Origin of the sequence: Bradyrhizobium sp. SZCCHNRI3043, assembly GCF_032377735.1 — a bacterium.
Classification (GTDB): domain Bacteria; phylum Pseudomonadota; class Alphaproteobacteria; order Rhizobiales; family Xanthobacteraceae; genus Bradyrhizobium.
Genome location: NZ_JAUHID010000004.1, coordinates 39555 through 60715 on the forward strand (window position 1 = coordinate 39555; position 21161 = coordinate 60715).

At 66.4% G+C, this 21161-nt stretch carries 22 protein-coding genes and 1 pseudogene; 6 read left to right on the forward strand and 17 right to left on the reverse strand.

Features of this window, described 5'->3' with window-relative positions; all coding sequences use genetic code 11:
- Positions 1-96: 96 nt before the first annotated feature.
- From lnt to murJ, 13 genes are all read right to left on the reverse strand, one after another.
- Positions 97-1707: an apolipoprotein N-acyltransferase gene (gene lnt / locus QX124_RS11245; protein ID WP_315797186.1), complete on the reverse strand. Its 1611-nt coding sequence runs from the start codon at positions 1705-1707 to the stop codon at positions 97-99.
- A complete protein-coding gene (locus QX124_RS11250; protein WP_315775812.1) occupies positions 1704-2873 on the reverse strand; it encodes a hemolysin family protein in 1170 nt (389 codons plus the stop codon). Before QX124_RS11250 ends, lnt begins: the two co-directional genes overlap by 4 nt.
- Before the next feature lie 2 nt (positions 2874-2875).
- Positions 2876-3385 (reverse strand): rRNA maturation RNase YbeY, encoded by a 510-nt coding sequence (ybeY, locus tag QX124_RS11255; protein WP_315735580.1) that lies wholly within the window; start codon positions 3383-3385, stop codon positions 2876-2878.
- Between the two features lie 62 nt (positions 3386-3447).
- Positions 3448-4425, reverse strand: coding sequence for a PhoH family protein (locus QX124_RS11260; protein ID WP_315735578.1), 978 nt, complete (start codon positions 4423-4425; stop codon positions 3448-3450).
- 64 nt (positions 4426-4489) lie between these two features.
- Positions 4490-5887: a tRNA (N6-isopentenyl adenosine(37)-C2)-methylthiotransferase MiaB gene (gene miaB, locus QX124_RS11265; protein ID WP_315775810.1), complete on the reverse strand. Its 1398-nt coding sequence runs from the start codon at positions 5885-5887 to the stop codon at positions 4490-4492.
- Positions 5888-5942: 55 nt separating this feature from the next.
- On the reverse strand, positions 5943-6662 hold the full coding sequence (locus tag QX124_RS11270; RefSeq protein WP_315775809.1) for an HAD family hydrolase: 720 nt from the start codon (positions 6660-6662) through the stop codon (positions 5943-5945).
- Entirely contained in the window at positions 6655-7107 is a 453-nt protein-coding gene (locus tag QX124_RS11275) for a Fur family transcriptional regulator (RefSeq protein ID WP_315716937.1), read from the reverse strand. The genes QX124_RS11270 and QX124_RS11275 overlap by 8 nt, the downstream gene beginning before the upstream one ends.
- Before the next feature lie 43 nt (positions 7108-7150).
- Complete coding sequence (gene rimI, locus QX124_RS11280) at positions 7151-7633, reverse strand: ribosomal protein S18-alanine N-acetyltransferase (RefSeq protein WP_315735571.1); 483 nt, start codon at positions 7631-7633, stop codon at positions 7151-7153.
- Positions 7630-8331, reverse strand: a complete 702-nt coding sequence (gene tsaB / locus QX124_RS11285; protein WP_315797187.1) for a tRNA (adenosine(37)-N6)-threonylcarbamoyltransferase complex dimerization subunit type 1 TsaB — start codon at positions 8329-8331, stop codon at positions 7630-7632. Before tsaB ends, rimI begins: the two co-directional genes overlap by 4 nt.
- A 438-nt stretch (positions 8332-8769) precedes the next feature.
- Positions 8770-9339, reverse strand: a complete 570-nt coding sequence (locus QX124_RS11290; protein ID WP_315784395.1) for a NifU family protein — start codon at positions 9337-9339, stop codon at positions 8770-8772.
- 108 nt (positions 9340-9447) lie between these two features.
- Positions 9448-9942 carry a universal stress protein gene (locus tag QX124_RS11295; RefSeq protein ID WP_315716941.1) on the reverse strand — a complete coding sequence of 165 codons (495 nt, stop codon included), beginning with the start codon at positions 9940-9942 and terminating at the stop codon, positions 9448-9450.
- Positions 9943-10186: 244 nt separating this feature from the next.
- Complete coding sequence (trpS, locus tag QX124_RS11300; RefSeq protein ID WP_315797188.1) at positions 10187-11239, reverse strand: tryptophan--tRNA ligase; 1053 nt, start codon at positions 11237-11239, stop codon at positions 10187-10189.
- A 49-nt stretch (positions 11240-11288) separates the two neighbouring features.
- Positions 11289-12848, reverse strand: coding sequence for a murein biosynthesis integral membrane protein MurJ (gene murJ, locus QX124_RS11305; RefSeq protein WP_315797189.1), 1560 nt, complete (start codon positions 12846-12848; stop codon positions 11289-11291).
- 70 nt (positions 12849-12918) lie between these two features.
- Here murJ and QX124_RS11310 point away from each other — a divergent pair, with 70 nt between their 5' ends.
- The gene (locus QX124_RS11310) at positions 12919-13920 is read left to right on the forward strand and encodes an adenosine kinase (protein WP_315775805.1); all 1002 of its coding nucleotides are present in this window, start codon (positions 12919-12921) and stop codon (positions 13918-13920) included.
- Between the two features lie 186 nt (positions 13921-14106).
- On the opposite strand, the gene QX124_RS11315 is transcribed toward QX124_RS11310, so the two are convergent.
- A complete protein-coding gene (locus QX124_RS11315; protein ID WP_315797190.1) occupies positions 14107-15300 on the reverse strand; it encodes a serine hydrolase domain-containing protein in 1194 nt (397 codons plus the stop codon).
- A gap of 343 nt (positions 15301-15643) precedes the next feature.
- Between QX124_RS11315 and QX124_RS11320 the strand changes: the two genes are divergently transcribed.
- Positions 15644-15964: a hypothetical protein gene (locus tag QX124_RS11320; protein ID WP_042338461.1), complete on the forward strand. Its 321-nt coding sequence runs from the start codon at positions 15644-15646 to the stop codon at positions 15962-15964.
- Positions 15965-16117: 153 nt separating this feature from the next.
- Entirely contained in the window at positions 16118-17611 is a 1494-nt protein-coding gene (locus QX124_RS11325) for an NAD-dependent succinate-semialdehyde dehydrogenase (RefSeq protein ID WP_315797191.1), read from the forward strand.
- 17 nt (positions 17612-17628) lie between these two features.
- On the opposite strand, the gene QX124_RS11330 is transcribed toward QX124_RS11325, so the two are convergent.
- Complete coding sequence (locus QX124_RS11330; protein WP_315797192.1) at positions 17629-18231, reverse strand: hypothetical protein; 603 nt, start codon at positions 18229-18231, stop codon at positions 17629-17631.
- Positions 18232-18372: 141 nt separating this feature from the next.
- Positions 18373-18552: a hypothetical protein gene (locus QX124_RS11335; protein ID WP_315797193.1), complete on the reverse strand. Its 180-nt coding sequence runs from the start codon at positions 18550-18552 to the stop codon at positions 18373-18375.
- Here QX124_RS11335 and QX124_RS11340 point away from each other — a divergent pair.
- Together QX124_RS11340 and QX124_RS11345 are read left to right on the forward strand one after the other, a co-directional pair.
- On the forward strand, positions 18551-19240 hold the full coding sequence (locus QX124_RS11340; RefSeq protein WP_315797194.1) for a phytanoyl-CoA dioxygenase family protein: 690 nt from the start codon (positions 18551-18553) through the stop codon (positions 19238-19240). The genes QX124_RS11335 and QX124_RS11340 overlap by 2 nt on opposite strands.
- Positions 19241-19288: 48 nt before the next feature.
- Entirely contained in the window at positions 19289-19918 is a 630-nt protein-coding gene (locus tag QX124_RS11345; protein ID WP_315797195.1) for a glutathione S-transferase, read from the forward strand.
- A gap of 25 nt (positions 19919-19943) precedes the next feature.
- Here QX124_RS11345 and QX124_RS11350 read toward each other — a convergent pair.
- A pseudogene (locus QX124_RS11350) lies at positions 19944-20274 on the reverse strand (uroporphyrinogen decarboxylase); the annotation flags it as partial.
- Positions 20275-20484: 210 nt separating this feature from the next.
- Between QX124_RS11350 and QX124_RS11355 the strand changes: the two are divergent.
- Entirely contained in the window at positions 20485-21150 is a 666-nt protein-coding gene (locus QX124_RS11355; protein WP_315797196.1) for an HAD hydrolase-like protein, read from the forward strand.
- The last annotated feature ends 11 nt before the right edge of the window (positions 21151-21161 follow it).

The window sequence follows — 21161 nt, forward strand, 5'->3', positions numbered from 1 at the left end:
GAGAATGCGAATTGCAGCAGCTATCTGTCAACACTTGGGGTTTTGCTTGTCAAAAAAAATCTTACGGACCCGGAAAGAATCGAGATCTTGCTGTCGTCAGGGAAGCTTTTGAGCAACACGTCTGCGAACGACGGTGCTCAGGGCGATCACTAACAGAATCGCAACCGGAATGTCGCCGAGCTTTGCATAGACTGTCGGCTGCAACGCAACAGGCAGCGCGGAATCCAGCACGCCCTCTGCACCGAGTGGCAATTGCTTAACGATACGGCCGACAGGATCGATCACTGCAGAGATGCCGGTGTTCGCAGATCGAACTAATGGAAGTCCTTGCTCGATCGCGCGCCACTGCGCCTGCTGCAGATGCTGATGAGGACCGGTCGAAATGCCGAACCAGCCGTCGTTGGTCAAGTTGACGATCCAGCCCGGGCGTTCTTCGCTCGGCACGCTGTCACTCGGAAAGATCGCCTCGTAGCAGATCAAAGGAAGAACACGCGGAGCGTGTGGCACGTCCAGATTGCGTCGCGCCGTGCCCGGGATGAAACCGCCCTGCACCCGCGTCAGCTGCTCGAGCCCGATCCGCTCCAGCAGAGTCTGGAACGGCAGGAACTCGCCGAACGGGACCAGATGGAGCTTGTCGTAGACCGACAGCACGGTGCCGTCGTGGTCGATCACGTAGATCGAATTGTAGGCCCGGGTGATGGGAACGTTCCGAGGCACGTCGGGGGCGCGGACCGAACCGGTGATCAGCACCGCGCCCGGCGACAGCAGGTCGGCGATCTGGCCCATCGCGTCCGCCTCGCGGGTCAGGAAGAACGGGAACGCCGATTCCGGCCAGATCAGGACATTGGTGTCGCGGACACCGGTGGCTGTCGGACCGGAGGCGCGATCCGACAGCGCCAGATAGCGGCGCATGACGTCGGCCTTGGCGCCATAGTTGAATTTGACGTCCTGCTGCAGGTTCGGCTGCATGATCCGCAGCTTGAGATCGGCGACGAAGGCGGTCGGATGCAGGCCGATCCGGATGACGCCGAACACGCCCATCACCACCAGCAAGGCGGCCGCTGCGGCCGGCACCCGCCAGCACTCGCGCCAGGTCTTGCCGTCGATCAGCACCGCAGGGCTGGCAAAGATCGCGATCGCCAGGAACGTCATGCCCCAGATCCCGATCAGCGACGTCGCCTGCGCCAGCGCGAGCGGCTGCGACAGGGCATAGCCGAACGTGTTCCAGGGGAAGCCGGTCAGCGCGTGGCCGCGGAGCCATTCGCTCGCGGTCAGGCAGACGGCGAGCGCCAGGATACGGGTTGCACCACGCGTCCAGATCAACCGCGCCAATGCGAAGCCCAGTGCCGGAAACAGCGCGAGATAGGCCGGCAGGCCCAGCACGGCGAACGGCATCAGCCAGGCGAAGGTGTCGGCATCGACCAGGAACGCGTTGCCGATCCAGTACAGGCCGGGCACGAAATAGCCCATGCCGAAGCAGAAGCCAGTGAAGGCGGCAGCCGGGATGCCGCGCCGCCGTCCCGCCGCCGCACCATCGATCAGCCAGACCAGCACCGGGAAGGTGATCGCAAGCACCGGCCAGGCGTTAAACGGGGCCATCGCAAGCGAGGAGAGCGCGCCGGCGGCGAGCGCGATCCCCGCGCGCTTCCAGCCCCAGGCCAGGACAACGCCGATGGCGAGGCCGCGAATCGTCGATGGGCGGATCACTGTGAGCTGGCTCCGTCGCCGCGTGGCGGGCTGCTATCGTCATGGCCCGGCGCCGGGCCGGCCTCCGCCGGCGGCGGCTCGGCCGGGACGTCCGTGTCCGGCGGGGCCGCTTCCGGCGCCATTTCGCGGCGCCGGCTCTCGCGCGGCGGGCGGGGTGTGGGACGCTCCTTGCGCGGCGCGATGCGCAGCCGCTTGACCCGGCGCGGATCGGCATCGAGCACCTCGACCTCGAAATTGCCGGGGCCGGAGATCAACTCGCCGCGCACCGGCAGCCGGCCGACATGATTGACGAGATATCCGCCAAGGGTCTCGACGCCCTCGCCGGCTTCCCCGGTCACGAACTCCTCGCCGATCACCCGGCGCACGTCGTCGAGGCTGGCGCGGGCGTCCGCGATGAAGGCGTTGTCGGCCTGCCGCACGATCGCCGGCGGCTCGTCGCTGTCGTGCTCGTCGTCGATCTCGCCGACGATCTGCTCGACGATGTCCTCGATCGAGACCAGCCCGTCGGTGCCGCCATATTCGTCGACGACCAGCGCCAGATGGATGCGCGAGGCCTGCATCTGCGCCAGCAGGTCGATCGCGCGCATCGACGGCGGCACGTAGAGCAGCTTGCGGATGATGTTGGCCTCGAACAGCGGCATCGACAGGTCGACGGCCTTCAGGTCGAGACCGGCCGGCAGCGGCTTCTTGCGCCGCGCCTTCACCTCGTCCGAGACGCGCGCCTGCGCGGTGGTGAAGGCGAGCAGGTCGCGGATGTGCACCATGCCCTCGGGATCATCGAGCGTGTCGTTGTAGACCACGAGCCGTGAATGCGAGGCGCTCTCGAACAGGCTCATCAGCTCGCCGAGCGTGATGTCGCGCCTGACCGCGACGATGTCGGCGCGATGCACCATGACGTCGGCGATCCGCCGCTCGTGCAGATCGAGGATGTTGCGCAGGAGCGTGCGCTCGACCGCGGAGAAGCCGATGTCGTCGGGTGTCGAGGCGTCGAGCACGACCTGCAGATCGTCGCGCACCGATCCGCCGCCCTTCCATCCGAACAGATTACGCAGCGCGCGCAGGAGCCAATTCTCGCTCGGCGAGCGGCCGAGCTCGGATGCCGGCACCACGGCCGGAAGATTGCGCGTGTTGCGCGGATTGTCGTGAATGGGTTCGGAGTCGGCCATGATCAATTCGTCCGCTCCCGGTCGGCATAGGGATCGGGGATGCCGAGATGGGCGAGGATCTCGCGCTCGAGCGCTTCCATCTCCTCGGCCTCGTCATCGGTCTCGTGATCGTAGCCGACGAGATGCAGGAATCCGTGTACGGTCAGATGGCTCAAATGGTGCGCGAACGGCTTCTGCTCCTCGTCGGCCTCGCGCCGCATCGTCTCGTAGGCGATGGCGATGTCGCCGAGCATGCGCGGTGCGTCGTCCTCGCCGCGCGGCCCGGTCGGCTGCAGCGCCGGAAACGACAGCACGTTGGTCGGCTTGTCGATGCCGCGCCAATTGCTGTTCAGGGTGCGGATGCCGTCGTCGTCCGTCAGCATCACCGCGATCTCGGCGTCTCCGACGTCCGCGTCGACCGTCTCAGCGGCGGCGACGATGGCGCGATGTATGACCTCCTCGGCGTCGGGCTGGTCCTGCCAGCAGTCGGCTGCGACGATCACCTCGGTGGTTGGAATGGGACTTTGTGGCATCCTGGTCGTTCTGTGCGGATGGCGCTCGGATCATGCGCCGATCGGCGGGCTTGCTCCGGGGGTCAGCGCGCCTTTGGGCTCTCATAGGCGGCGACGATACGCGCCACCAATTCGTGGCGAATGACATCCTCGCCGGTGAACCTGACCTGTGCGATCCCTTCGACGCCGTCGAGCAGCCGCGCGGCCTCGGCAAGGCCCGACGTCTGGCCGTTGGGCAGATCGATCTGGGACGGATCGCCGGTGATGATCATGCGGCTGTTCTCGCCCAGACGCGTGAGGAACATCTTCATCTGCATCGACGTCGTGTTCTGCGCCTCGTCGAGAATGATCGCGGCATTGGTCAAGGTGCGCCCGCGCATGAAGGCGAGCGGCGCGATCTCGATCTCGCCGGCCTGCAGCGCGCGTTCGACGATGCGCGCATCCATCAGATCGTACAGCGCGTCGTAGATCGGACGCAGATAGGGATCGACCTTCTCGCGGAGGTCACCAGGCAGGAAGCCGAGCCGCTCGCCAGCTTCGACCGCCGGGCGCGAGAGGATGATGCGGTCGACTTCCTTGCGCTCGAACAGCTGCGCCGCATGCGCGACCGCAAGCCAGGTCTTGCCGGTGCCGGCCGGGCCGATGCCGAACACGAGCTCGTGGCGCTTCAGCGCGCGGATGTAGGAATCCTGCGCGGCGGTGCGGGCGCGCACCGGGCGCTTGCGCAGGTTGATGCTCTCGAACGCGTTCTTGGCGTTCTTGGCGTCGAACTCGAACAGCGAGCCTTGCGCCACCACGGCGCGGATCGCGCCCTCGACGTCGCCCTGCGCCAGATCCTGGCCCTTGACGGCCTGCGCATAGAGCGATTCGAGCACGCGCCGCGCGGCATCGCAGCCGTCGCGGCTGCCGCCGATGGTGATGTGGTTGCCGCGGGAATCGACGACGACGCCGAGCCTTCGCTCGACCAGGGCCAGATTCTGGCCGTAGGGACCGACCAGGGCGGAAGCGGCGCGGTTGTCGTCGAAATCGATGACGACCTGGGTCTCGGGAGGCATGGACATGTCGCGGTCGAACTTGCGGCTGGGAGCGAGGGAAGACGAATCCGATGCGCTCTTGGGCAAGTGCTCAGCCTCCGATGGATACAAGGGGCGTGGGGGAGATCGCTGCCGGCGCGGCCGTGATGAGCTCGCCGAGCAGGCTGTAGCGTTCGAGGCTGTCGATCCGCACCGGCAGAACCTGACCGATGATGTCGTCGGAGGCCATGACGTGGGCCGGCTGCAGATACGCGGTCCGTCCGACCAGCTGTCCGGGCTTGCGCGCCGCGCGCTCAAACAGCACGTCGACAACCTGGCCGATCGCGGCCTTGTTGAAGGCTGCTTGCTGGCTGTCGATCAAGCTCTGGAGGCGCTCCAATCGCTCGTCCATCTCGGTCGCTGACACCATCTCCTGCATGTCCGCTGCCGGAGTTCCCGGACGCGGCGAATACTTGAATGAATAGGCTGCAGCGTATCCGATTTGATCGATCAGCGCGAGGGTGGCGCGAAAATCTTCCTCGGTCTCGCCCGGGAACCCGACGATGAAATCCGAAGAGAATGCAATGTCGTGACGGGCGGCGCGAAAACGGTCGACGACATCCCGGTAATCGGACGCAGTGTGTTTGCGGTTCATGGCATTCAGGATTCGGTCGGATCCCGACTGAACCGGAAGATGCACGAACGGCATCACCGCTCCGAGATCGCGATGCGCCGCGATCAGGCTGTCGTCGACGTCGTTGGGATGGCTGGTCGAGTAGCGAAGCCGCGCCACGCCCGGAATCTCGGCGATCCTGTAGAGCAGCCGCCCCAGCGTCCAGGGCCGGCCGTCAGGGCCTTCGCCGTGATAGGCGTTGACGTTCTGGCCGATCAGGGTGATCTCGCGAACGCCGTTCTCGGCGAGCTGCGTCACGTCGTCGACAATGCGCGCCACTGCGCGCGACATCTCGCTGCCGCGTGTATACGGCACCACGCAGAAGGTGCAGAACTTGTCGCAGCCCTCCTGCACGGTGACGAAGGCCGAGACGCCGCGGGCGCGGATCGCCTCGCGGCTGGGCTTCGCCAGGAAGCCAAACTTGTCCTGGGCCGGGAATTCGGTCTCGATGGCGCGCTCGCCGCGGCGGGCCTGGGCCAGGAGCTGCGGCAGATGGTGGTAGCTCTGTGGGCCGACCACGACGTCGACGGTGGGGGCGCGGGCGATGATCTCCTCGCCTTCCGCCTGAGCCACGCAGCCGGCCACGGCGATCTGCATCGTCCGGCCAGCCCTTGCGGCGTCCTCCTTCGCGACCCGCAGCCGCCCGAGCTCCGAATAGACCTTCTCGGAGGCCTTCTCGCGGATGTGGCAGGTGTTGAGGATCACGAGATCGGCGTCGCCGGCCTCGGCGGTCTCGACGAAGCCCTCGGAGCCCAGCGTGTCCACCATGCGCTGGGCATCGTAGACATTCATCTGGCAGCCATAGGACTTGATGTGCAGCTTGCGCGGCGGCGTCATGAACCCTTGCATGCAGTCGGAGGCGCGCCAATGCGGCGCCGCGCTCAAATATAGGCTAGGGGGCCGAAAATCCAGCGACCGCGGGCTTTTTCTCGGACAGCCGGCCCAGAATCGCCGGCAGCTGCCGCATGTCGTCGAAAACCAGGGTGGCGCCGGCCGCGCGCAGATTGTCGGCGTGCCCAGGCCGGCAGTGGCTGCCGCCATGGAACCCGAGCACCGTCATGCCGGCGGCGACACCGCCCCGGATGCCGGCCAAGCTATCCTCGACCACCACGCAGGCCCCGGGACGCGCCCTCATCTGCGCTGCGGCGAACAGGAACAGATCGGGCGCGGGCTTGCCGTTCTCGACCTGGGAGGACGAGAAGATGTGCGGGGCGAGGCGATCGTAGAGCCGGGTGGCGCCAAGGCTGACGCGCATGCGTTGGTGCGATCCGGAGGAGGCGACGCAGACCGGCACGTCGATGGTGTCGAGCGCCTCCGTGATCCCGTCGATCGCCGCGAGGTCCTGCTCGAAGGCGCGGAACAGGCGGTCCTGCAGTTTCGGGTTGAAATCGTCGGGCAGGCTGTGGCCGAGCTCGGCCTCGACCTCGAGCTTCGCCTGTTTCAGGGAGCGGCCCAGGAACCGCGCGAACACCTGCTCGGTCGTGATCGGATAGCCGCACAGGCTGAGCACGTCGGCGTGGGTCTGACAGGAGATCACCTCGCTGTCGACCAGCACGCCATCGCAATCGAAAATGACGAGATCGAAGCTGGAAGCCGGCGCTGCGTCAGCCATTCGTCTCTTCGTCGAGGGGCACGCAATACAGCTCCAGCCGGTGGTCGACCAGCTTGTAGCCGAGCTTGCGGGCGATCTCGGCCTGCAGCTTCTCGATTTCCTCGGAGGTGAACTCGATCACCTTGCCGTCGCGCAGATTGATCAGATGATCATGATGGCTGTCGCGCATCTGCTCGTAGCGGGCGCGGCCCTCGCGGAAATCGTGGCGCTCGATGATGCCGGCATCCTCGAACAGCTTCACGGTGCGATAGACCGTGGAGATCGAGATCTTGTCGTCGACGGCGACGCAGCGCCGGTACAACTCCTCGACGTCGGGATGGTCGCAGGCTTCCGCGAGCACGCGGGCAATGACGCGGCGCTGCTCGGTCATGCGCATGCCGGTGGCGGCACAGCGGGCCTCGATTCCCGTGGAATTGAGCGCTGGCGTGGTTTTCAAGGAGGTCATCGTGTCTCGCCTCAAGGATGCGCTTTCTGCCACCAAGCGCAGGTTACGACAAGTCCCGGCGCATCAGAAGCGCATTCAACTGTTCCCCGCCGGGCTGAAGGTAATAGCGTTCCCGACGGCCCACGGTCGCAAATCCGGCGCGTTCATAGAGTCGGCGGGCCGGCTGGTTGTTTTCCTCCACTTCGAGAAAGACCGTCCGGACCCCGCGCCCCGCGAGGTGCCCGAGATGCTGCAGCAGCAGATCACGAGAAAATCCGCGGCCGCGCTGATTTGGGTCAAGTGCAACCGACAATATTTCCGCTTCGTCCGCGCCGATTCGCGAGACGATGAGGCCGACGAGTTTCCGCCCGAGCCGCAGCCGATGGATCATGGTGTTGCGCTCGGCCAGCATGGCCTCGAACTCGCCTTCGCCCCAGCCGCGGTGAAACGAGGCGGCGTGGATCTGGGCGAGCCTGGCGGCGTCGCGCGGCGCGGCCGCTTCGATCAACGGTTTGGGGCTGCCGAGCCAGCGGAAGAACATGTTCATGACGAGAGGGCCGTCCGCGCCGGCGCGCGCGCCGCGCCGGCAGGCGGCTTGACGTCGGGCGCGCGCAGATAGAACGGCCGCGCCGGCGCGTGCGCCGGGTCCGCGGCCGCGCCGAGCCAGGCAACCCAGGCGATGTCGGGTCCGTTTTGCGAGTCGACCGCAACTGGCGCGGCGGCTTCCGGAGGCCACCGTTCGGCCAGCAGCGCCGCGGCGTTGCCGATGAGGTGTGGGGCGCCGAGCCGCGCGACCGCCAAGACGTCGTCGATCGCAGCGACCTGAGGCGCGACCAGCTCTTCGCCGCTGCCGCTCACGACTTGGTAGTAGACATGGTCGTGCCGGGCATCGATCGCCGAGATCACCGGGTTGGTGCGGTCTTCGCTGACGATGGGTGCGGCGTAGGCCGAGAGCGTGGTGACGCCGACGACCGGCTTGTGCGCCGCCAATGCAATGCCGCGCGCGGCGGAGAGGCCGACGCGCAGCCCGGTGAAACTACCAGGACCCGTCGTTACCGCGATGCGGTCGAGCTCGTGGAAGCCGACGCCCGACTGGCGCATTACGCGCGCGATCAGCGGCATCAGCGCCTCGGCGTGGCCGCGCTTCATCGGCAGCGTTTCCTCGGCGCGCATCGCGGCCGAATCAGTGTCCAGAACGGCAGCCGCGCAATGGTCGAGGGCAGTATCGATGGCGAGGATCAACATCCGGTCAGATTCGCATTGAAGGGAGCGCCGAATACCTTTTTGGGGCTTTGAGAAAGTCGGTTGCCGCTTTCTTACATCCTGATCGGGAAAAACGCATCAAGACGCACGACCGAGAACGCAAACTACTGAATTGGCGCTCATTTAAGCAAATCTTTCCGGGCTATTGGAATGATCGTCCCGTTCGACGTTCAGGCCGCCGCGCCATCCGGTCGCAAAGGCCATGCCCGACGGTCCAGGTCGAGGCGATCAATCGCTCGCAAGCCCGTGCTCGGGATCGGCACCGACGGCATGGCGCGCAGAGCGCGGCAACCAGCGAGGTATCGTGGAGCATTCGGCGGGCGGCGGCCGTGGCCGCCACCGTCGGCAACGCAGCGTGAGCAGAGGCAGATGGCGATTGGCGCGCAGATCTATTCGCCAACCCCATTCGCCATTGGCTTGCTACATCGGCCGGACTTCGACCACCTCGGGCACGAAGTGCTTCAGCAGGTTCTGGATGCCGTGCTGCAGGGTCGCGGTCGATGACGGGCAGCCGGAGCAGGCGCCCTTCATGTTGAGATAGACGATGCCGTCCTTGAAGCCGCGGAAGGTGATGTCGCCGCCGTCATTGGCTACGGCCGGGCGGACGCGGCTCTCGATCAGGTCCTTGATCATGCCGACCGTCTCGGTGTCGGCCTCGTCGTAGAACTCGTCGTCCTCGTCGGCGGATTCGTCATTGGCGGCGCTGCCATCGGCGAGCAGCGGCGCTCCCGACATGTAGTGCTCCATGATCGCGCCGAGGATCGCCGGCTTGAGGTGTTGCCACTCACCGTCGCTCTTGGTGACGGTGATGAAATCGGCGCCGTAGAACACGCCGGTGACGCCGTCGACGGCGAACAGGCGCTCGGCCAGCGGGGAGCGCGCGGCGGCGTCGCGGCTGCCGAACTCCATCGTGCCAGCAGGCAGCACGACGCGGCCCGGGATGAACTTCAAGGTGGCGGGATTGGGGGTGGCTTCGGTCTGGATGAACATGGTTTTCTCCGGCAGCGCCGGTTCAAGGTCGGCCTGTGGTGTCCTCATATCAGATGGCGCGAGCGCGCGCACGATCAAGGGGGCATGGCCGGCGTTTCCGATCTAAGCCTATGAAAGAGCGTCGAGATCGGCGTCACCGAGATCGCCCGGCACGATCACCAGCGGGATCGGGAAGGCACCGCTCGTCTTGGTGACATGGGTGACCAGCGGGCCGGGGCCCTCGGGGCCGGAATGGGCGGCGAGCACCAGCAGCGCGATGTCGCTGTCGTGCTCGATCGTCTCCAGGATCTGCGCCGTCGGCTCACCCTCGCGGATCACCCGTTCCGGCGCGGTCACGCCGATCGCCGACAGCAGCGCCGCGGCCTGGTCGAGCTCGGCATGCGCCTGCTCCTGCGCCTCGGCCCGCATCAGGTCGGCGACCCCCAGCCATTGCTGGTTCTGGTCCTCCGTCTCGATGACGTGCAGCATGACGATACGGCCGCCGGAACGGACCGCCCAGCGGCCGGCATAGCGGACCGCGCGGTCCCACTCCTCGCTGTCGTCGACCACGACCAGGCATTTCGGCGCATGGCCGGTCTGGTAGCTCTGCCGCTGCGCCGCCATCGCGTTCCCGCCTGCTGCTGCAAGTCGATCCGGCTGCGATGCTGCCACAGCCCGCCTCCGTTGGGGAGAGGGCTGCGGGTTCCATTGCGCCCGCAATGACAGCGGTGGTGCGGCTCCTAGTAGCCCGGATGAGCGGAGCGACATCCGGGTTCAAGCACCCAGCTCGTGCGATCCCGGATGTCGCTTCGCTCATCCGGGCTACGGCAGCAAGGCCGACTTCGGAGCTCGCGCCGTGCTGCTCCGGTCAGGGCTTGCGGATGAAGCCGACGATGTCCTTGGCGGTCTTCATCGTCTCCGCGGCGATGGCCTGGGCGCGGTCGGCGCCGTCGACCAGGACGGACTCGACGTAGCCGGGATCGGCGGTCAGGCGCTTCATCTCGGCGGCGATCGGCCCGAGCTTGGTGACGCACAGCTCGACCAGCGCGTTCTTGAAGCTGGAGAACTGGCCGCCGCCGAAATCCCTGAGCACGTCGGCCTTGCTGCGGTCCGATAGCGCGGCGTAGATGCCGACGAGGTTGTCGGCCTCGGGACGTGCGTCCAGCCCCTTTTCCTCGGTCGGCAGCGGCTCCGGATCGGTCTTGGCCTTGCGGACCTTCTGCGCGATCGTATCGGCATCGTCGGTCAGGTTGATGCGCGAATAGTCCGAGGCATCGGACTTCGACATCTTCTTGGTCCCATCGCGCAGCGACATCACGCGCGTCGCGGGACCGGTGATGAAGGGTTCCGGAAGCGGGAAGAACAGGCCGTCGCCGAAGCCGTGGCTGCGGATCGAGTCGCCGTAGTCATTGTTGAACTTCTGCGCGATGTCGCGCGAGAGCTCGAGATGCTGCTTCTGGTCCTCGCCGACCGGAACATGGGTGGCGCGGTAGAGCAGGATGTCGGCGGCCATCAGCACCGGATAGTCGTAGAGGCCGACCGATGCGTTCTCGCGATCCTTGCCGGCCTTCTCCTTGAACTGCGTCATGCGGTTCAGCCAGCCGATGCGCGCGACGCAGTTGAAGATCCAGGCGAGCTCGGCATGCCCGGAGACCTGGCTCTGGTTGAACACGATGTGCTTCTTCGGATCGATGCCGGCGGCGATGAAGGCGGCGGTGACCTCGCGGGTGTTGCGCGCGAGCTCGGCCGGGCCGCCCCAGACCTCGATCGGCATGGTGATCGCGTGCATGTCGACGACGCAATAGATGCAGTTGTGCGTCTCCTGCATCTTCACGAAGTTGACGATCGCGCCGAGGTAGTTGCCGAGATGGAGGTTGCCGGTCGGCTGGACGCCCGAGAAAACCCGTTCCACGAAAGCCATGGTCACTGTTCCGGATGATGATTTTGGGGGGTCGTTTGGCACGTGCGCCTCAAAGGTGCAAGTCGCCGGCAGGCTTTTGCCGGATCGCCCGGACGGTTTCGCGCCAGCTTACGGCGCCCAGGGACAATAGAAGCACTCCGTAGAGGATGATGGCGCCGCTGATCAGGGCGGCGAGCAGCACGGCCGCGCCGAGATGGCTGCTGCTCCACGTGCCGGCGAAGCGTCCGGCGACGGTCCAGAGGACGGTGCCCATGATCGCGGCGGCCAGGGTGATGCGCGGCAGCCGGCGCCGCGAGGCGGGAGGAAGCGCGAAGCCGAAGCTCGTGGCGCCACGCCGGATCAGGACCGCCGCATTGGCCCAGGCACCGAGCGCGAGCCCTGCCGCGATGCCACTTGCCGCAAACAATTGTGCGAGCAGGAACGCCAGCGCGATCGCGACACCGCATCCGATCAGCGTCGCGCGCAGCGGTGTCTGCGTGTCCTCGCGCGCGAAGAAGGCAGGCTGCAGCGCCTTGGTCAGTACTTGCGCCGGCAATGCCGCCGCGAGCCATGTCAGCACCTTCGCCGTCGCGGCGGCATCGTCCGAGCTGAACGCGCCATGTTCGAACAGCAAACGAATGATCGGCTCGTTCAGGATCATCAGTCCGAGCGCCGCAGGCAGCGCGAGCCCGATCGTCAGTTCGAGGCCGCGCGATTGCACTTCCGCCAGCGCCTGCTTGTTACCCTCGTGCAGCGCGCGCGTCAGCTCCGGCACCAGCACCGTGCCCATGGCAACGCCGACGAGCCCGAGTGGTAGCTCGATGAGGCGGTTGGCGAAATACAGCCACGAGACCGCGGAAGGCGAGGCGGAGGCGATGATCGCGCCGCCGACCGCGATCAGTTGCGGGCCGGCGCTGGCGACCATGCCGGGCAGCGCTTTGGCGAAGAAGCCGCGCATTTCCGCATGGAAGGTGACGCGCACCGGCGAGGCGAGGGGGCTATCGCGGCCTCGCCGCGCGAGGACGGCGAGCTGCAGCAGCCCGGCGACGCCGATCGTTGCGGCGAGCAGCAGCGCGGCGTTCGCAGGATCCGGATGTTGCATCAGCAGCACGATGGTCACGACGATCAGCGCGACGTTGAAGAGCAGCGGCGCAAACGCGGCCAGCGCGAAGCGGCCTCGTGCACTGGAGAGTGCGAGCAGCACGGTCGCGGGGCCGGCGAAGGCGAGATAGGGCAGCATCAGCCTGGCATCATTGACGGCCAGGGTGAGCGTCTCTTCACCGGCGAAGCCTGGTGCGAGCACCGTCATCGCGAACGGCATCAGCAGCGCCAGCACGAGCGTTGCCGCGAGCAGGCCGGCGCTGACCGTGCCGAGCACGCGCCCGGCAAAGGCTGCCGCCTGCATTGTGCCACCGTGCTGGTATATTCGCAGCCAGGCCGGCACCAAAGCTGCATTGAGCGCGCCCTCCGTCAGCAATCGCCTGATGACGTTGACGAGCTGAAACGCCGCGAGAAATGCGTCCGCGACCGGACCGGCGCCGAGCAGCGCGGCCATCAGCGCATCCCGGACGAAGCCGAGCAGGCGCGAGGCCAGTGTTCCTGACAACACAGTCACGAATGAGCGGATCATCAGGCTTCTATAGCAGCGCCGCTTGTGATAGGCCGCAGCGTTTGCAAAACGCCGTAAACGGGGCCAGTGGATGACTGACGCGAAATACGATGTTCTCGGGATCGGCAACGCGATCTTCGACGTGCTGGTGCATGCCGATGAAGCCTTTCTCACCCGGCACGGCATGACCAAGGGCAGCATGGCGCTGATCGACGAGGCCCGCGCGGCCGCGATCTATGCCGATATGGGCCCGGCCACCGAGATGTCCGGCGGTTCGGGGGCCAACACCATCGCTGGCCTCGCCAGCCTGGGCGCGCGTGCCGCTTACGTGGGCAAGGTCAAGGACGACCAGATCGGCAGGATGTACAGGCATGATATCCGCGCCGCTGGCGTGACCTTCGATACCGCGCCCGCTGCCGACGGCCCGGCGACCGGCTGCTGCTACATCCTGGTGACCCCCGACGGCGAGCGCACCATGAACACCTATCTGGGCGCCGCGCAAAATCTCACCGCCGCGGACATCGATCCCGCGCAGATTGCGGCGGCGCGCTTCATCTATCTCGAAGGTTATCTGTGGGACCCGAAGGACGCCAAGGATGCGTTCGTGAAGGCGGCGGCGATCGCGCATGACGCCGGACGCGAGGTCGCGCTGACCTTGTCGGATTCGTTCTGCGTCGATCGCTATCGCGAGGAGTTTCTCGACCTGATGCGCGGCGGCACCGTCGATCTCGTCTTCGCCAACGAGGCCGAGCTGCATTCGCTGTACCAGACCTCGGATTTCGACGGCGCCCTGAAGCAGCTGCGTGAGGACGCCACGCTCGGCATCGTCACCCGCAGCGAAAAGGGCTGCGTCGTGGTGTCGAACGACGGCGTGATCTCGGTGCCGGCGCATCCGATCGAGAGCCTGGTCGATACCACCGGCGCGGGCGATCTGTTCGCCGCCGGCTTCCTGTTCGGGCTGGTGCGCAAGACCGGCTATGAGATGGCCGGCCGCCTCGGCGGCCTCGCCGCCGCCGAGGTGATCCAGCACATCGGCGCAAGGCCGCAGGTGTCGCTGAAGGAATTGGCGGCCCAGAACGGACTGAAGGTGTAGGTCGAAGCTGTGGTCACGCGTTCTTTTTCACCGGAGACACAACTCTCTCCACCGTCATGGCCGGGCTTGACCCGGCCATCCACGTTTTATTGAGCTGCGGGACCGAAGACGTGGATGCCCGGGCCAAGCCCGGGCATGACGCCAACTAACTCATTCCGAGCTCACTCCAATCAGTTGGCAGTCTGCTCACGCCGCCTTCTGTCCGCCCGCGGCATCGAGTCCGGCATAGACCCCGCGCTCGAAGCCTGCAAACGTCTCCAGGCACAGCCGGTCTGCGAACGGCAGGAGCTGCATCAGGATCACGCCGGTGACGTCGCGCGCGGGATCGATCCAGTAGTAGGTGTTGGCGAGGCCGGCCCAGGCGAGGCTGCCGGCACTGCGGCCTTCCGGCGTCTGCGCCGTCGTGATCATGAAGCTCAAGCCCCATTTCTTGACGATGTCGGGATAGAGATCGACGTCGTTGGTCACACCGGGCACCGCCGCGGCCATCTTCGTCATCTCCAGCTCGCCGATATGGTTGTCGCGCATCGCCGCGACCGTCTCAGGCTTGAGCACCTGGTTGCCGTTGCCGCGGCCGTTGTTGAGGATCATCCGGGTGAAGCGGACGTAGTCGCCGGCGGTGCCGTAGAGCCCGCCGCCACCCATGTGGAATTCCGGCTCCTGCTCGAGCTCGAACGGGATCGGCGCCAGGGTGCCGTCCTCACCGCGGGCATGCATGCCGACCAGGCGGGCGCGCTGCGATGGACCGAGCTTGAAGCCGGTATCGTCCATGCCGAGCGGCGCGAACAGATGGTCGCGCAGATAGGCGTCGAGCGTCTGGCCGCTCGCGGCCTCGATCGCCTTGCCGACGAAATCGATGTTGATGCCGTATTCCCAGCGCGTGCCGGGATCGGAGGCGAGCGGCAATTTGAGAGCGTCGTTCTTGCAGGTGATGATGCCGGGCGTGCCGGCCTTCTGCACATAGGTGGCCATGTCGCCGTTCCACATGTCGTAGCAGAAGCCGGCAGTGTGGGTCATCAGATGGCGCAGCGTGATCGCGGTCTTGGCCGGCCGCAGGATCGGCTCGCCATTGGCGTCGAAACCGTCGAGCACCTTGGGCGCGGCGAGGTCGGGCAGCACCGCGCCGATCGGGGCATCCAGCGACAACCGGCCCTGCTCGACCAGCTGCATCCCGGCCGCGCAGGTGATGGCCTTGGTCATCGAGGCGATCCAGAACACGCTGTCGGCGGTCATCGGATCGTCGCGGCCGAGGTCGCGCTTGCCGAAGGCGCCTTCATAGATGATGCCGTTGCTGTCAGCGGCGACGGCGACGACGCCGGGAATCTCTCCCGCCTCCGCCTTCTGCCGCAGCACGCCGTCGATGTCGGTCTTGTTCTGCATGGTCTCCTCCGTTCCGTTCTTGATGACGGTAGGCGATTGTTCCTCGGGCCGGCCCGGCCAGCAAGGACCGTCGGTCGAACGGCCGGTCGCGATCTCGTGATGATGCGGCGCGGACGAAGCAGGCGGGGACAACAGCGCCACGGCAAGGCCACAGCGCTTCAATTTTTCGCCAGAATCATGATTAGTTCCACCTAGCCGCGAGGCCGACACATGGGGGCCATGTTCCCACCATGGGCTTGCGACTGTTGTGAGTTGCAACCATTTTTGCATTAAAGGGTTGAAGGACCGGCCTTTTCGAGCCGATGACGTGTTTTTGGCGGCAATGTCCGCCGTTGGGGGCGATATGATTTCGACGTGGAGCGAGTGGAAGCGGTATCCCCGCCCGGGGCGCGGTGACAATATCGAGGCACCGATCACGCCCGGCATCTATGAGGTGCGCATCGCTGCGACCGGTGCGCTGTATTCGTTCGGAGCGGTCGACAATGTGGCGCAGGCGCTGGCGCTCTTGCCCGTCGGCCACAAATCGTGGTTCGGGCGCCGCGATCCCGCCTCCTTGCCCGATCTCGAATACCGCACCTGCGCGACCTCGACCAAGGCCGACGCCAAGGCGGCGGCGGAGCGCATGATCGGCCGCCGCGAGACCTACATGAGCGGCGCGGCCTGATCCTGGTCGACTCCTCGTCATTCAGCATTTGGTGCCGTACAGGCACGGATCGCCGGATCGAATGTACCGTTGAGGAGGGGCACGAGCCGTGCGCCTCGGCCGGCGCGTGGCTATATTCGGGGGAAAGCTCGCTCGCTTTCGAGGAGGAACCCGATGACACCGCCCGCCGCCGCCCGCGCCTCCACTGCCGCTCCGAGCCTGCGTGACCGCCTGAAGGATCCGTCGCTGCTGCGCGAGCAGTGCTACATCGATGGTGCCTGGGTCGGCTCGCCGGTGTTCCCCGTCGTCAACCCAGCCACCGGCGCCGAGCTCGCCAAGGTGGCGCAGCTCGGTGCTGAGGAGACGACGCGGGCCGTCGAAGCTGCCGCGCGCGCGTTCCCGGCTTGGGCCAGGCTGACCGCCAAGCAGCGCTCCAATACCTTGCGCAAATGGTTCGAGCTGATCACGGCCAACCGCGAGGATCTCGCGCTGATCCTCACCTCCGAGCAGGGCAAGCCGCTGACGGAGGCGCTCGGCGAGGTCGACATCGGCGCCGCCTATATCGAGTTCTTCGCCGAGGAGGCGCGCCGCGTCTATGGTGAGACCATCCCAACCCAGAAGCCGGATGCGCGCCTGTTGGCGCTGAAGCAGCCGATCGGCGTCTGCGGCGCCATCACGCCGTGGAATTTCCCGAACTCGATGATCACCCGCAAGGTGTCTCCCGCGCTCGCCGCCGGCTGCACCGTGGTGCTGAAGCCGGCCAACGAGACGCCGCTGTCAGCGCTGGCGCTCGCCGTGCTGGCCGAACGCGCCGGCTTGCCGAAGGGCGCGCTCAACATCATCACCGGCGATGCACCTGCGATCGGCAAGGTGCTGTGCGAGCATCCGTCCGTGCGCTTCATAGGCTTCACTGGCTCGACCGAGGTTGGCAAGATCCTGTATCGCCAGTCGGCCGGAACGGTGAAGAAGCTCGGTCTCGAGCTCGGCGGCAACGCGCCGTTCGTGGTGTTCGACGATGCCGACGTCGATGCGGCTGTCGAAGGCGCCATGGTCTCGAAATATCGCAACATGGGCCAGACCTGCGTCTGCGCCAACCGCCTCTATGCGCAGGACGGCATCTACGACCAGTTCGTCGAGAGGCTCGCCGCCAAGGTCGCGGCGATGAAGATCGGCGACGGCACCGAGGCCGGCGTGACGCAGGGCCCGCTGATCAACGAGGAAGCGGTCGAGAAGGTCGAGCGCCACATCGCCGATGCGGTCAAGGGCGGTGCCAGGATCGTCACCGGCGGCAAACGCCATGCGCTCGGCCGCACCTTCTTCGAGCCGACCGTGTTGTCGGACGTGAAGTCGGACGCGCTGGTCGCGCAGGAGGAGACGTTCGGCCCGCTCGCGCCGGTGATCCGGTTCAAGGACGAGGCCGACGTCATCGCGATGTGCAACGCCTCGCCGTTCGGTCTCGCCTCCTACTTCTACGCCCGCGATCTCGGCCGGGTCTGGCGGGTCGCGGAGGCGCTGGAGTCCGGCATGGTCGGCGTCAACACCGGCCTGATCACGACAGAGGTGGCGCCGTTCGGCGGCGTCAAAGAGAGCGGCCTCGGACGCGAGGGCTCGCACCACGGCATCGAGGAATATCTCGAGATCAAATATGTGATGATGGCGGGGGTGTGAACTTTGGACGCCTGCGCTCAGGCCGTCTTGGGCAGCTTGTCCACCGGCACCATGTAGGACTTGTTGCCGACCTGGTAGATGACCTTGCCGGTCTTGCCGTCGTCGGTCGAGATCTGCGTCTGGCCGAACATGATGACGTTCTTGTAGACGATGCCGGTGCCCTGGCGCGTCACGCCATTGGCGGTGACGCTGACCTGCGCCTCCTTGCCGGTGACGGACAGCACGCGAAAGCTCGCGCTCATGCCGTTCTCGCCGGAATAGCCGGCCCAGCTCCCGGTCAGGTTGCTCTGTTCGGCGGGAGGCGCCTGCTTTTCCAGCATCGCCGTGGCCTTGCCGCCGCCGGCCGAGAACAGCAGCACCGCGTTCTTGCCGTTCTTGGTGCCGAGCGTGACGGACCCGAAGTCGATGGTCGAGCCGTTGACCTGGCCGATGCCGCGCTCGGTCCGTCCATTGTGGGTGTATTCCACCGTCGCCGCGGCGCCGCGAATGTTGACGACCTTGAAGCTCACCGCCTGGCCACTGGCCGTCCAGCTGCCTTTCCATTCGCCGAGCAGGTTGCTCTGGTGATAGACCCGCTCCATCGCGGGAGAGATCTGGCTGGTGCTTTGGACGATCGCCATGTGCTCTTCCGAAAAGTCTGAACGCTCTCTTCTCTATGTTTCTGATCGTTGCCGTCTGTTGCAAGAAGACGTAGGTCGATGAGGTTAACGGGTGATTAATGGCGCCTTGCCGGGCCGATGCGCCGCGCGCGACCTATCGCCTCAGTGCGGGATCTCCTTCGGGCTCAGCCGTCGCGCCGTCGTGTCACGGCCGTAGCCGGATGAACGCAAGCGCGCGCCGCCGCGCGCCGTGCCCATCCAGGACAGCCGCTTGCCGAGAGCCGTCTGATCATCGACCATGCCGAATGTTGCCACTGACCTCGAGATTGCGAGCTCAACCATGACCGCGGCACCCGCGCGCACCGGCGTCGGCCGGCTTTCTGAAGCCGATGCGCATCGGCTGGGGGAGGACGGTTATCTGCTGCTGCGCGGTGCGATCCCGGCGGACTGGATCGCGCCACTGCGCGATGCGTTCGAGTCCGGCACGCTGCCCTCGGAGCAATGGCCGGTGCCGCGCGGCCGCGACTGGCGGCACGCCATGGTCGATCTCGATGCGACGGTGCAACAGGTCTGCCGCCTGCCGGTGATGCTTGCCGCCGTGCATCATGTCCTGAAGGCGCCGTTCTTCCTCGGCCAGGTCGAAGGGCGCGAGCCGTGTGCCGATGGCGGCGCGCAGCCGCTGCATCGCGACAGCGTCGAGCGCCGGCGCACCGATTCCGTCTCCGCGCTGGCCTTTCTCGATTCCTTCGGCCCCGACAATGGTGCCACGCAAGTGGCGCCAGGCTCGCATCGCCCCGACACGGACGATGCGCAGGCCGCGTCCTCGGCGTTCGTCACGGCGGGCGAGGCCGGCGACATCCTGCTGTTCGACGTCAACATGCTGCACGGTGCGACGCGCAACCGCAGCGGCGCGCGCCGCCGCTCACTGCTGATCACCTACGCCACATGGGTGCAGCTGGAGGAGTGGCGCCGGACCCGCGCCTTGCGTGCGGTGCGCATGGATCAGGACGAGATCTTCGGCGCCGAGTAGCGGCACCATCCCGCTGCTTCCAGCCAAAATCCCGCAGAGAGGACGCTCATGAGGCTCTACGATTCCGCCACCGCGCCAAGCCCGCGCCGCGTGCGCATCTTCCTTGCGGAGAAGGGCCTCACGATTCCCACCGTCCAGCTCGACCTGCGCGCCGGGGAGCAGTTTCGGCCGGAATTTCGCGCGCTGAACCCGCAATGCACGGTTCCGGTCTTGAAGCTCGACAGCGGCGCTGCGATCACCGACATCATCGCGATTTGCCGCTACATCGAGGAGCAGCATCCCAAGCCGGCTCTGATGGGACGCAATGCGGAGGAGCGCGCCGTGATCGAATGCTGGGTCCGGCGGATCGAGTGGGACGGCATCTATGCCATTCAGGAAGCGTTCCGAAACAGTGCGCCGGGGCTGGAGAGCCGCGCACTGCCCGGCGCGCTGCCGCTCGAGCAGATCCCGGCGCTCGCCGAGCGGGGGCGTCTGCGCGTCGCGCACTACTTCGCCTGGCTCGACGCGCGGCTGGCCGATCACGCCTTCGTCTGCGGGCCGGACTTCACCATTGCCGACATCAGCGCCATGGTGACGGTCGATTTCGCGGCCCGCGCTAAGCTCGACCCGCCGGATCATCTCCGCCATCTCAAGCGATGGTACGGCGAGGTGTCGAGCCGTCCGAGCGCAAAGGCTTAGGCCGGCTGTGCGGCGCGCGAGACCGCAGCGGCAGGTTCGCGCGCCGGGCCTTGAGGTTCCACAGCGCGATGTCGAGCGCCGACAGCGCCAGCACGGTCGGTCCGCCGCGTCCGCCAAAATGCAGGCCCCACCACACCCGGTGCCAGATCGCCTCGGTGTCGTCGGCCTCGTGACGCGTGATCAGATTCGGGAATCTCCCGTCCGAGGATATCGGCGACGGCGCCGCCATTGCGGCCGACCGTGTAGGTGTAGCCCACGCCCTCCGCGCCGTCGGCATCGCGCACACGGCAGGTGTTCAGCTCGAATTCCGTCATCTCGCCATGCGTGCTGTCGGACAGCGTCACGCCGAGCGGAATGCGTTAGAGCCCGGTTTCGATCGTCGCGATCTGCGCCATCGGCGTGGGTCCTTCCCTGGAGTTACCTGACAGGGTAGGCCTGCGGCGGACCGCGGGCAGTTGTTCATGCCATCGGCCTGATGCATCCGTTCGAGCGGCGGAGCCGATGCCTGCGTGAGCGCGGGGCGGAGCGGTCGTTTACGCTTCTCGCGGCCGCCGCTATGATTGGACATGTCTTCGGTTCACTCTGTCCTGCTCGACCTCGACGGCACCCTCATCGACTCCCAGCCCGGCATCGCCGCGAGCACCCTGGCCGCGTTGCGCACGCTCGGGCATGCGCCGGACGAGACGCTCGATATCCGCAGTGTCATCGGGCCGCCGCTGCAGGACATGTTGCGGACGCTGCTGCTGGCCTATGACGACAACCGGGTCGACGAAGCGGTGACCGCCTATCGCCAGCATTACGGCGAGAGCGGGCTGTTCGGCAGCGAACTCTATCCCGGCATTCGCGACGCGCTGCACGAGATGCATGGCGCGGGCTTGCGGCTCTATCTCGCGACATCCAAACGGGAGGTGTTTGCGCGCCGCATCCTCGAGCATCTCGATCTTGCGTCGCTGTTCGACGCCATCCACGGCTCGGTGCCGTCAGGCATGCTGGACCACAAGCCGGAGCTGCTCACGCATATTCTCACTGAGCGGAATATCGCGCCGTCCCAGGGGATCATGGTCGGCGACCGCCGCCATGACATTGCTGGCGCCCACGCTGTCAGGATGCGCAGCCTGGGTGTGCTCTGGGGCTATGGCAGTCGCGACGAGCTCGAGACGGCCGGCGCCGACCGCCTCGTGGAAAGTCCCGCCGATCTCGCGCGCGTGGTTCTGGCGATACTGAAGGGATAGTTCGATCACAA

Bases quoted from the DNA above. Each gene is read 5' to 3' on its own strand.
- QX124_RS11250 (WP_315775812.1), bottom strand. From the start codon at position 2,873: ATGGCCGACTCCGAACCCATTCACGACAATCCGCGCAACACGCGCAAT.
- ybeY (WP_315735580.1), bottom strand. From the start codon at position 3,385: ATGCCACAAAGTCCCATTCCAACCACCGAGGTGATCGTCGCAGCCGAC.
- QX124_RS11260 (WP_315735578.1), bottom strand. From the start codon at position 4,425: ATGTCCATGCCTCCCGAGACCCAGGTCGTCATCGATTTCGACGACAAC.
- miaB (WP_315775810.1), bottom strand. From the start codon at position 5,887: ATGACGCCGCCGCGCAAGCTGCACATCAAGTCCTATGGCTGCCAGATG.
- QX124_RS11270 (WP_315775809.1), bottom strand. From the start codon at position 6,662: ATGGCTGACGCAGCGCCGGCTTCCAGCTTCGATCTCGTCATTTTCGAT.
- QX124_RS11275 (WP_315716937.1), bottom strand. From the start codon at position 7,107: ATGACCTCCTTGAAAACCACGCCAGCGCTCAATTCCACGGGAATCGAG.
- rimI (WP_315735571.1), bottom strand. From the start codon at position 7,633: ATGAACATGTTCTTCCGCTGGCTCGGCAGCCCCAAACCGTTGATCGAA.
- tsaB (WP_315797187.1), bottom strand. From the start codon at position 8,331: ATGTTGATCCTCGCCATCGATACTGCCCTCGACCATTGCGCGGCTGCC.
- QX124_RS11290 (WP_315784395.1), bottom strand. From the start codon at position 9,339: ATGTTCATCCAGACCGAAGCCACCCCCAATCCCGCCACCTTGAAGTTC.
- QX124_RS11295 (WP_315716941.1), bottom strand. From the start codon at position 9,942: ATGGCGGCGCAGCGGCAGAGCTACCAGACCGGCCATGCGCCGAAATGC.
- trpS (WP_315797188.1), bottom strand. From the start codon at position 11,239: ATGGCTTTCGTGGAACGGGTTTTCTCGGGCGTCCAGCCGACCGGCAAC.
- murJ (WP_315797189.1), bottom strand. From the start codon at position 12,848: ATGATCCGCTCATTCGTGACTGTGTTGTCAGGAACACTGGCCTCGCGC.
- QX124_RS11310 (WP_315775805.1), top strand. From the start codon at position 12,919: ATGACTGACGCGAAATACGATGTTCTCGGGATCGGCAACGCGATCTTC.
- QX124_RS11315 (WP_315797190.1), bottom strand. From the start codon at position 15,300: ATGCAGAACAAGACCGACATCGACGGCGTGCTGCGGCAGAAGGCGGAG.
- QX124_RS11320 (WP_042338461.1), top strand. From the start codon at position 15,644: ATGATTTCGACGTGGAGCGAGTGGAAGCGGTATCCCCGCCCGGGGCGC.
- QX124_RS11325 (WP_315797191.1), top strand. From the start codon at position 16,118: ATGACACCGCCCGCCGCCGCCCGCGCCTCCACTGCCGCTCCGAGCCTG.
- QX124_RS11330 (WP_315797192.1), bottom strand. From the start codon at position 18,231: ATGGCGATCGTCCAAAGCACCAGCCAGATCTCTCCCGCGATGGAGCGG.
- QX124_RS11340 (WP_315797194.1), top strand. From the start codon at position 18,551: ATGACCGCGGCACCCGCGCGCACCGGCGTCGGCCGGCTTTCTGAAGCC.
- QX124_RS11335 (WP_315797193.1), bottom strand. From the start codon at position 18,552: ATGGTTGAGCTCGCAATCTCGAGGTCAGTGGCAACATTCGGCATGGTC.
- QX124_RS11345 (WP_315797195.1), top strand. From the start codon at position 19,289: ATGAGGCTCTACGATTCCGCCACCGCGCCAAGCCCGCGCCGCGTGCGC.
- QX124_RS11355 (WP_315797196.1), top strand. From the start codon at position 20,485: ATGTCTTCGGTTCACTCTGTCCTGCTCGACCTCGACGGCACCCTCATC.